This is a genomic window from Flavobacterium sp. (genome assembly GCF_027483985.1).
In the GTDB taxonomy this organism is placed as follows: domain Bacteria; phylum Bacteroidota; class Bacteroidia; order Flavobacteriales; family Flavobacteriaceae; genus Flavobacterium.
This window is the reverse complement of sequence record NZ_JAIXTJ010000044.1, coordinates 1-9,701: the sequence shown is the minus strand read 5'-3', so window position 1 is coordinate 9,701 and position 9,701 is coordinate 1. Positions and strand designations below refer to the sequence as shown.

The window sequence follows — 9,701 nt, the reverse complement described above, 5'->3', positions numbered from 1 at the left end:
GTTGTTACTATCTTGTGCTTGAGAACTTAATCCTAAAAGCATCAATAAAGCAAATAATTTGTTAAGATGTTTCATACTTAATTTTGTTAGATTATAAAGATATAATGGTGCAAAAGTAAAACGAATAAATGTAATAACAAAATCAAAATGTTAAAATGTGGGAATTATGTAATAAAATCAAATAAATTCTACAAAATTGTCTAATTAAATGACTTTTAATGCTTTTCCTACTTCTGTAAACGCTTGAATTGCTCTATCTAAATGTTCTTTTGTGTGTGCTGCAGAAAGCTGCACTCTAATACGAGCTTTATCTTTAGGAACGACAGGATAAAAGAATCCTATAACGTAAATTCCTTTCTTCAATAACTCATCTGCCATAATTTGTGAAAGCTTGGCATCATACAACATCACTGGCACAATTGCAGAATCGCCATCAATTATATCGAGTCCTGCTGCTTTCATTCCTGCTTTGAAATAATTAGTATTCCATTCTAGTTGATCTCGTAGTGTAGTGTCTTTTTCTAATAATTCAAAAACTTTTATAGATGCTCCAACAATTGCTGGCGCCAATGAATTTGAAAACAAATACGGACGAGAACGCTGACGTAAAATTTCAATAACTTCTTTTTTGGCTGTTGTATATCCGCCCATTGCGCCACCAAGTGCCTTTCCTAGTGTACCTGTGATGATGTCAACTCTTCCCATTACGCCTTTTGCTTCAAGCGTTCCTTTACCGGTTGCGCCAATAAAACCTGCTGCGTGACATTCGTCAACCATTACTAAAGCATCATATTTATCGGCTAAATCGCAGATTTTGTCTAATGGCGCTACTAATCCGTCCATTGAGAAAACTCCGTCAGTAACAATTAATTTGAAACGATGTCCAGCTTCAACAGCTTTCTTTAATTGAGTTTCTAAATCTTCCATATTGGAATTTTCATAACGGTAACGCGCTGCTTTACACAAACGAACACCATCAATAATAGAAGCGTGATTCAAAGAATCAGAAATAATACAATCTTCTTCTCCTAATAATGGTTCGAAAACACCACCGTTGGCGTCAAATGCAGCAGCATATAATATAGTGTCTTCTGTTCCGTAGAAATTGGCAATTTTTTGTTCTAAAGTTTTATGAATATCTTGAGTTCCACAAATGAAACGCACAGATGACATTCCGAAGCCGTGAGAATCTAAAGCATCTTTTGCTGCTTGAACAACTTCTGGATGTGATGATAATCCTAAATAGTTGTTGGCACAAAAATTTAAAACCGTTTCGCCATTAACTGTAATTTCTGCTCCTTGTGGAGATGTAATAATTCTTTCTTTTTTGAAAATACCATTTTGCTCAATAGTATTTAGTTCGTTTTGCAGGTGTTGTTGAATTTTTCCGTACATATTTTAGTTTATTGTTTTATTTGCCACGAAGACTCTAAGTCACAAAGATTTTTGATTTGACACGAATTGCACGAATTTACACGAATTCGATATCTTTTATTATTTCACGAATTATTGTAAAGTCTATACTCTATTTTCTTTTATCTATTTTCTCATGCTACAAATGTAACACTTCAATTGTTTCTCCTATATATATGAGTGATTTTTTCTCTACTTTAAAACCCATATCTTCAATAGATTTTTGGTAATTCTCGAGTTGAGTTTTGTGTTTTGGTAAATGTTGACCAGTTTTATAATCTAAAAGAAATACTTTTTTATCTTTAGAAATCGACATTCTATCGGGTTTTACGATGTTTCCTTGTTTTTGAATGATGGTTTGCTCGTTCATCACTTTGTGTTCTTCTGAAAAATATTCCATTAATTCATTATGATTTACAATTTCATAAATCGTTGCCAAAACTTCTTCTTTTTGACTTGAAATGATTAATCCGTTTTCAATGGCTTTGGTTATTGCTAAATCGATGTCGTTTTTGGTTTTTACAAATGCCAAGATTTCGTGAATGATATTTCCGAATTCAATCGCTTTTTGTTGTTTGGTATTCCACATTATGCTTTCGCGTTGTGCAATTTTGATGTTTTTCGGATTTAATGTTTCTGAAAGTTGCGGAATTGTCAAGGCATTTGAAACTGCTTCTTTGGTTGTGGAGATTTTTTCATTCGAACCAAATTCGTATTCCAATTGCTCTTCATTGAATTCGCTTCCTAAAAATTCTATGAAGAAAGTCGCCATATTATTAGGCAATTCTCCTTTACTATTTTCAGAAACCAAACCTGAAATTACATATAATTGTTCTTCGGCACGTGTCAGTGCAACGTACAAAACATTGATATTGTCTAATAAATCTTCTTCTTTTTTCTGACTATAAACTTTTGATGCTTCTTCGCCAAAATTCTCGACATCTTTATTTTTAGAAACTAATGCTTTCGGTAAACCAATTTGTTCTTCATCGGCCGCGATCCAAATTTTATCACCTAAATTTTGCGAATAATTTTGTTCTGCAAAAGGAAAAATCACCACCGGAAATTCCAAACCTTTAGATTTATGAATCGTCATAATTCTAACTGCGTCATTTCCTTCAGGTGATGGAATACTTAATTTCTCTGAATTGTTTTCCCAATAACTAAGAAAATCGGAAATTCCAGATTGCTTTTTCAAATCGTGTTCCAAAATCAAATCCAAGAAATATTGCACATAAGCATTTCGTTTTTCAATTGGAATTACTTTTGAAATTATGATTTCAGTTGCTTCATAAAGTGCTTTTTTACGAATGTTTTGAAATGAGAAATCGACATCAATTTCAGTCAACCAATTTTGAAATTCTAATTCGTTTTTCAATTCCATTCCTTTGGCAATAAAATCGTGAACAGGTAATTTCTCTTGATGATTATTTGCTAAATAATATAAGAAATTGGCTTTCGATTCTAAATCATTTGAATTTTTTAAATATCGGAGTATGTAGATACAGGTTTGCACTTCTGAAGACGCGCCAAGCAATAAACTTTCAGAAGAAACTATCGGAATTCCATTTTCAATCAAATGATTTGCAATTGCGGTTCCAGGTTTTTTATTTCGAGTTAAAATTACAATGTCTTTATAATTGAAGCCGTTGGCTTTTACTTTCAAAATAGTATTTAAAGTTGCTTCCAAATACAAGCCGTTTTTGTCCAAACTATCTTCATCGGAAACTTCTTCTTTGTCGATTTTCGGAATAAAACTCACGTTTACATAACCACCCTTTTTATCGTTAAATTCTTGATGCGAATGGTTTTCATATAAATCTTTGTAATCTTCATTAGCAAATTTGGATGCTAAAAATTTGAAAAACTTGTTATTAAAATCAATCACTTGCTCATAACTTCTCCAATTAATTCCTAGTGGAAAAAGCTCTTTACTTGGATTTACAAACGGATTTTTATCTTTACTTAATTCGATAAATTGCTCTGCTTTTCCGCCGCGCCAACGGTATATTGACTGTTTTGGGTCGCCTACAATCATCAATGAACCGCGCGTTCCATCTAAATCTTCGCTCGAAAGTGCATTATCAATCAACGGAATCAAATTTTGCCATTGCATTTCGGACGTATCTTGAAATTCGTCTATGAAAAAATGTTTGTATTTTTCACCTAAACGTTCGTAAATAAAAGGCGCAGGTTGGTTTTGAATTTGCTCGTTTATTAGCTTATTGAATTCAGCAATGGAAAGTATATTTTGCTCTTTTTGAATCTCTTGCAGTTTGTTACTCAAGGTATTCATCAACGAAAGTGGAGTGATGTTTTTTAAGAACGCTTCGTAGAAATTTTTCTTTTCAAATTTGGTGTAAATCGATTTTAAAATGGCTAATAATTCGGGAATAATGCTTTCGATTATTGAACCATCTTTTGCTGTTTTATTGATTTTTATATCTTCAAATTCGTGATACGTTTTATTATTCGGATTGAATTTTCCTTCTTGAATACTTATCAAATGTTTTGGAAAATATCCGCCAGAAAATGATTTTACATCAATTCCGTTATCTTCTATCAAACGCAATGCTTCTGTAGCTTGAGCGATAGTTTCGGCTTCAATTTCTTTACAAAAATCTACTAATTTATTCTTGATTTCAACAAATTCAGCAATGGATTTATTGTTAAAATGACTAATTTCTTCTCGATTATTTTCGTTTAAAATTAGTTTTCCGGTTTCCATAATTTCACGCGAAACGTCCCAACTTTTATCATCGTCAGTTTTTTCCATTGTAAAATTCACAAGAAGATTCGTCAAAGTTTCATCTTCACCGGCTTGCGCAATTATTGCGTCAACGGCTTCTGTTAAAAGGTTTTCGGTATCAAGAGAAACATCGAACGTTATTGGTAAGTTCAAATCGTGCGCAAAAGCTCGAATGACTTTGTGAGTAAATTTATCGATAGTGGAAATATCAAAAGCAGCGTAATTATGAATCAGATTCTTAATAATACTTTTGGCTTTTTCTTTAATATCAAAAAGTGAAATTCCAGTTTCCGAATGAATGACTTGCATTAAATTCTGCACTTTATCGGATGGATTATCTTTGGCAAATTCTGACAAACTATCAACCACACGGCTTTTCATTTCGTGTACCGCTTTATTGGTAAACGTAATTGCGAGGATGTTGCGATAAGCATCTTGTTTCTTTGACAAAAGAATGATTTTGAGGTATTCTTTTACCAAAGTATAGGTTTTACCCGATCCTGCCGATGCGTCGTATATGGAGAAAGCTGGTTTACTCATTTGATTTTTGATTGCTGATTAACGATTTTTGATTTTAGAATACCTTCTAATCGTCATAAAATTTTGAATTAAGCTTTTTTGTTTTATCATCAAATTTAAAAACATAATAATGTCCGTCAATGATACTAGATTTATAAAATAAAATTATATCCGTTTCAGAAATAATTTGTTTATCCGGATTTCCCCATTTACTTTTAATTTTTTCTAAACTTACGTTTAATGTTTGTGTTTCATACTTTATATCTTTTTCAAAAAAATTATAAATTAGAATGGCTAAAACAGTAAATAATAGCAACATCAATATTGAAAGCAAATCGCTACACTTCCTCATTTATATAAAGTTATCTTTTTTTTATTTATTTGATAAATATAATTCAATTTAGAATCTTCTCCATAATATTCAACTTCAAATTCGTCTATTTTTATTCCGCCAATTTTTTCCATTGCTTTTTGAGAACGGATATTAAATGCTCCGATGTGAAAATAAATGTTATCTACATATTGAAAAGCATAGTCCATCATTAATTCTTTCAATGCTTTGTTGTAGCCTTTTCCCCAAAATTTTCTTCCTATAAAGGTGTAACCAATTAATATAGAATTGGTTTCTGTATTGTAATCATAAAATCTACTGCTGCCAATAGGTTCATTAGTTGTTGCTTCTCTTACAAAAAATGCGCCTTTGGATTGCATTGCACCTTCGAAGAAATTTTGAAAAACGTCTCTTTGATATCGTAATTTATTAGGATGCTGTTCCCAAAGTAATTCGTCATTTGCTACAATATAAAGTTCTTCAAAATCGGTTTCCTGCAAAGGAACTAACTTTATTAATTCATTTTGCAAATTGGTGGGTTGTAAATTGAAATTCATTGGTTTTGCGATTGGATAAGCTTTTTTTAAAATGGCTTACAAAAGGATTTAATAAAATTATAACTTAAATGTATAACATTTTTAGAAGTTAAATTTATAACTTTGAATTCACATAATAGTAATCTTTTAAATAAAAATATCATGGCTTTTGAATTACCACAATTACCATACGCATACGACGCGTTAGAACCTCACATTGATGCAAGAACAATGGAAATACACCATTCTAAACATCACAATGCTTACACAACAAACTTAAATGCAGCCATTGCAGGAACAGATTTGGAAGGAAAATCTATTGAAGAAATTCTTAAAAATCTTGATATGACTAAAGCAGCTGTTAGAAATAATGGTGGCGGATTTTACAATCACAATTTGTTTTGGACCGTTATGTCGCCAAATGGTGGCGGATTACCAACAGGTGATTTGGCTGCTGCAATTGAAAAAGATTTAGGTTCATTCGACGAATTTAAAGCTGCTTTTGCAAAAGCTGGAGCAACTCAATTTGGTTCAGGTTGGGCTTGGCTTTGTGTAAAAGATGGCAAATTAGAAGTTTGTGGAACTCCAAACCAAGACAATACATTGATGCCTGGTGTTGGTTGCGGCGGAATTCCAATTTTAGGAATGGATGTTTGGGAACACGCTTATTACTTAAACTACCAAAACCGTCGTCCAGATTATATTGAAGCTTTCTTTAATGTAATTAATTGGGATGAAGTTTCTAGAAGATACGCTGAAGCTAAATAATACTTAGTCTTATAAAAATCAAAAACCGGTTGTGTGTGCAACCGGTTTTTTTTGTGTGTGATTCTTAAAAAGACGTTCGCAAGAGCGAACGCCTTTTTGCCCCAAATCTACCATAAACTTAACCTACTAATTCTATGGTAGTGCAAACATAATCCTATGATAGCTTTGAAATCTCAAGAAATAAGAAATATATTGGAATGATAGGCAAATGAGAGTAGAATTTACCTTTTTGAAAGTGGAACTTGTAGAAAATAAAAAAGGTGAAATTTCTTTCACCCTTTTTGCCCCAAATCTACCATAAACTTAACCTACTAATGCTATGGTCCATCAAAGATATATGGCAGTGCACAGTGTTACAAAATAATATAGTTGAATAACACTAATAATCGATGAACTGCACTATTTACTATTTTGTTAATAAGCTCTAGCGTTTTTTCCTTCATAAAAATTCATAAACGCACGATTTACTACACGGTTTCCGCCTGGTGTTGGATAGTCACCAGTGAAGTACCAATCGCCTAAATTCTTCGGACAAGCAATATGTAAGTTGTCAACCGATTGAAAAATGATTTTTACCTCAGCTTTTATATCGTCAGAAGTTAGTAATTGCGCAATTTTATTTGATATTTCTATATCGCTAAATGGCGAATATATTTCAGTAACATAATTAATTATCTCTGAGTCTTTTAAATCTTCTTGAGCTTTACATTTTTTGTAAACTTTATCAACAATTTTATACTGATTTCGCTCTTTTAATAGTTCAATTGCAGCTTGAAAAGCTACTAATCCTTCAAGCTTTGCCATATCAATTCCGTAACAATCTGGGAAACGAATTTGTGGTGCTGAAGAAACTACAACAATGCGTTTTGGATTTAATCGATCCATCATTTTGATAATACTCATTTTTAAAGTAGTACCACGAACGATACTATCATCAATAATTACCAAATTGTCAGTTGGTTTAATAACTCCATAGGTAACATCATAAACGTGTGCAACCAAATCATCACGATTGGCATCATCAGTTATAAATGTTCTTAATTTGGCATCTTTAATTGCTATTTTTTCCGTTCTGATTTTAACTGCTAATAATTCTTCTAAAGAATCTTTGGTCAGTTTTTTTCTGTTATCAAGGATGAACTTATTTTTTCTTTGATTCAAGAAATCATTGGCTGCTTCAACCATTCCGTAAAATGAAGTTTCTGCCGTATTTGGAATATAAGAAAAAACTGTGTTGTCTGTATCATTCTCAATTGCTTCAAGAACCGCTGGAAGTATTAATTTTCCTAATTCTTTTCTTTCTTGATAGATTTCGGCATCGCTTCCTCTTGAGAAATAAATTCTTTCAAACGAACAAGCTTTTTTAACTGTTGGAACAATTATTTCTTCTTCGGTAACCGTTCCGTTTTTCTTGATTATTAATGCGTTTCCTGGTTGCAATTCTTGTACTTTATCAAAAGCAACGTTGAAAACGGTTTGGATAACTGGTCGTTCTGAAGCTACTACAACAATTTCATCATCTTCATAAAAATACGCTGGACGAATTCCGGCTGGATCTCTAAAAACAAAGGCATCGCCGTGACCAAAAAGTCCAGCCATAGCATAACCGCCATCCCAACCTTTGGAAGCGCGTTTTAATATTTTGGCAACAGGAAGTTTTTCAGCAATTACTGGAGAAGCTTCTCTTTTGGATAATCCGTTGTTTTTACATTCTTGGTATAAATCGGTAACTTCATCGTCTAGAAAATGTCCAATTTTTTCCATTACGGTAACGGTATCTGCCATTTCTTTTGGATGTTGTCCCAATTCTACTAGACTATTGAAAAGTTCTTTAACATTCGTCATGTTGAAATTTCCGGCAACGATTAGATTTCGGTGCATCCAATTATTTTGACGTAAAAAAGGATGAACACTTTCGATGCTGTTTTTTCCAAAAGTTCCGTAACGAACGTGTCCAAGAAATAATTCTCCGATATATGGAATATTAGCTTTTTGAAGCGCCACATTATCAGCGTATTCTGGATGTAATGTCAATTCTTCGTTTACACGTTCGTTGATTTGTTTAAAAACATCTTGAATTGCTTGTGCATCGTTAGAACGAACGCGACTGATGTATCGTTCGCCTGGTTCAACATCAAGTTTAATCGATGCGAATCCGGCACCATCTTGACCGCGATTGTGCTGCTTTTCCATCAAAAGATACATTTTCTGTATTCCGTAGAAAGCCGAACCGTATTTTTCTTTATAGAATTCTAACGGTTTTTTTAATCGTAAAAGTGCAATTCCACATTCGTGTTTGATTGCGTCACTCATTGTATTGTAGTTTAGTTGTGTTGTGTTTTATTATTTAACCGCAAATTCGCAAATTATTATTTTTTGTTTTTTCAGATAAAATACGCGAATTTGCGGTGAGTCTTTAATAAAAATGCCCCGAAAATTTCGAGGCATAAATTTATTATAATTCTATATCAAAATGTGTTAAAGCTTTGAATTGTTTCAATCTTTCTTGCACTTCTTCTTTTTTCAATGATTCCATTCTTTCTGTTCCGAATTTTTCTACGCAGAACGAAGCTAAATTTGAACCTTGAATAATCGCAGTTTTCATAGTATTGAAAGAAACATCACCTTGTTGTGCAATATATCCTGAAAAACCTCCTGCAAAAGTATCTCCTGCTCCAGTTGGATCAAAAACATCTGCTAATGGTAATGCTGGTGCGAAGAAAATATGTTCGTTGTGGAAAATTAACGCTCCATGTTCTCCTTTTTTAATCACTACATATTTTGGTCCCATAGTATGAATTTTAGCAGCAGCTTTCACTAAAGAATATTCTCCTGAAAGTTGTCGAGCTTCTTCATCATTGATTGTAATTACATCAACGCGCTTGATAACGTCTAATAATTCTGGTAAAGCACAATCCATCCAAAAATTCATAGTATCAAGAACTACTAATTTTGGTGTTGCTGTCATTTGATTTAAAACACCTGATTGAACTAATGGATGCAAGTTTCCTAACATTACTACTTCGGCATTTTTAAAATCTTGAGGAACAACTGGATTAAAATCAGCAAGAACGTTTAACTCTGTTGCCAAAGTATCTCTAGAGTTCATATCGTTGTGGTAACGACCGCTCCAAAAGAATGTTTTTCCGCCTTTTACGATTTCAATTCCTGAGATATCTATGTTTCTTGCAGTCAATAAATCTAAATATTCTTGTGGAAAATCTTCACCAACAACCGAAACGATTCCTGATTTTACATTGAAATGCGAAGCTGAAAGTCCGATAAACGTTGCAGCACCACCAAGAATTTTATCTGTTTTTCCAAAAGGAGTTTCGATAGCGTCAAAAGCAACCGTTCCTACTATTAAAAGTTTGTTCATTTTTAC

The 9,701-nt window shown here is 32.8% G+C and carries 7 protein-coding genes; 1 reads left to right on the top strand and 6 read right to left on the bottom strand.

Features of this window, described 5'->3' with window-relative positions; genetic code table 11:
- Positions 1-204: 204 nt before the first annotated feature.
- The 4 genes from kbl to Q0050_RS11890 form a co-directional block, all read right to left on the bottom strand.
- Positions 205-1,395 (bottom strand): glycine C-acetyltransferase, encoded by a 1,191-nt coding sequence (kbl, locus tag Q0050_RS11905; RefSeq protein ID WP_298395988.1) that lies wholly within the window; start codon positions 1,393-1,395, stop codon positions 205-207.
- A gap of 157 nt (positions 1,396-1,552) precedes the next feature.
- Positions 1,553-4,702 (bottom strand): exodeoxyribonuclease V subunit beta, encoded by a 3,150-nt coding sequence (locus Q0050_RS11900; protein ID WP_298395985.1) that lies wholly within the window; start codon positions 4,700-4,702, stop codon positions 1,553-1,555.
- A 46-nt stretch (positions 4,703-4,748) separates the two neighbouring features.
- Positions 4,749-5,033 (bottom strand): hypothetical protein, encoded by a 285-nt coding sequence (locus Q0050_RS11895; protein WP_298395982.1) that lies wholly within the window; start codon positions 5,031-5,033, stop codon positions 4,749-4,751.
- Complete coding sequence (locus tag Q0050_RS11890; RefSeq protein WP_298395979.1) at positions 5,030-5,569, bottom strand: GNAT family N-acetyltransferase; 540 nt, start codon at positions 5,567-5,569, stop codon at positions 5,030-5,032. Before Q0050_RS11890 ends, Q0050_RS11895 begins: the two co-directional genes overlap by 4 nt.
- Positions 5,570-5,710: 141 nt before the next feature.
- On the opposite strand from Q0050_RS11890, the gene Q0050_RS11885 reads away from it, so the two are divergent.
- Positions 5,711-6,316 (top strand): superoxide dismutase, encoded by a 606-nt coding sequence (locus Q0050_RS11885; RefSeq protein ID WP_298395977.1) that lies wholly within the window; start codon positions 5,711-5,713, stop codon positions 6,314-6,316.
- A 414-nt stretch (positions 6,317-6,730) separates the two neighbouring features.
- On the opposite strand, the gene Q0050_RS11880 is transcribed toward Q0050_RS11885, so the two are convergent.
- The gene (locus Q0050_RS11880; protein ID WP_298395974.1) at positions 6,731-8,629 is read right to left on the bottom strand and encodes an amidophosphoribosyltransferase; all 1,899 of its coding nucleotides are present in this window, start codon (positions 8,627-8,629) and stop codon (positions 6,731-6,733) included.
- A 142-nt stretch (positions 8,630-8,771) separates the two neighbouring features.
- Positions 8,772-9,695 (bottom strand): PfkB family carbohydrate kinase, encoded by a 924-nt coding sequence (locus Q0050_RS11875; RefSeq protein WP_298395991.1) that lies wholly within the window; start codon positions 9,693-9,695, stop codon positions 8,772-8,774.
- Positions 9,696-9,701 lie beyond the last annotated feature (6 nt).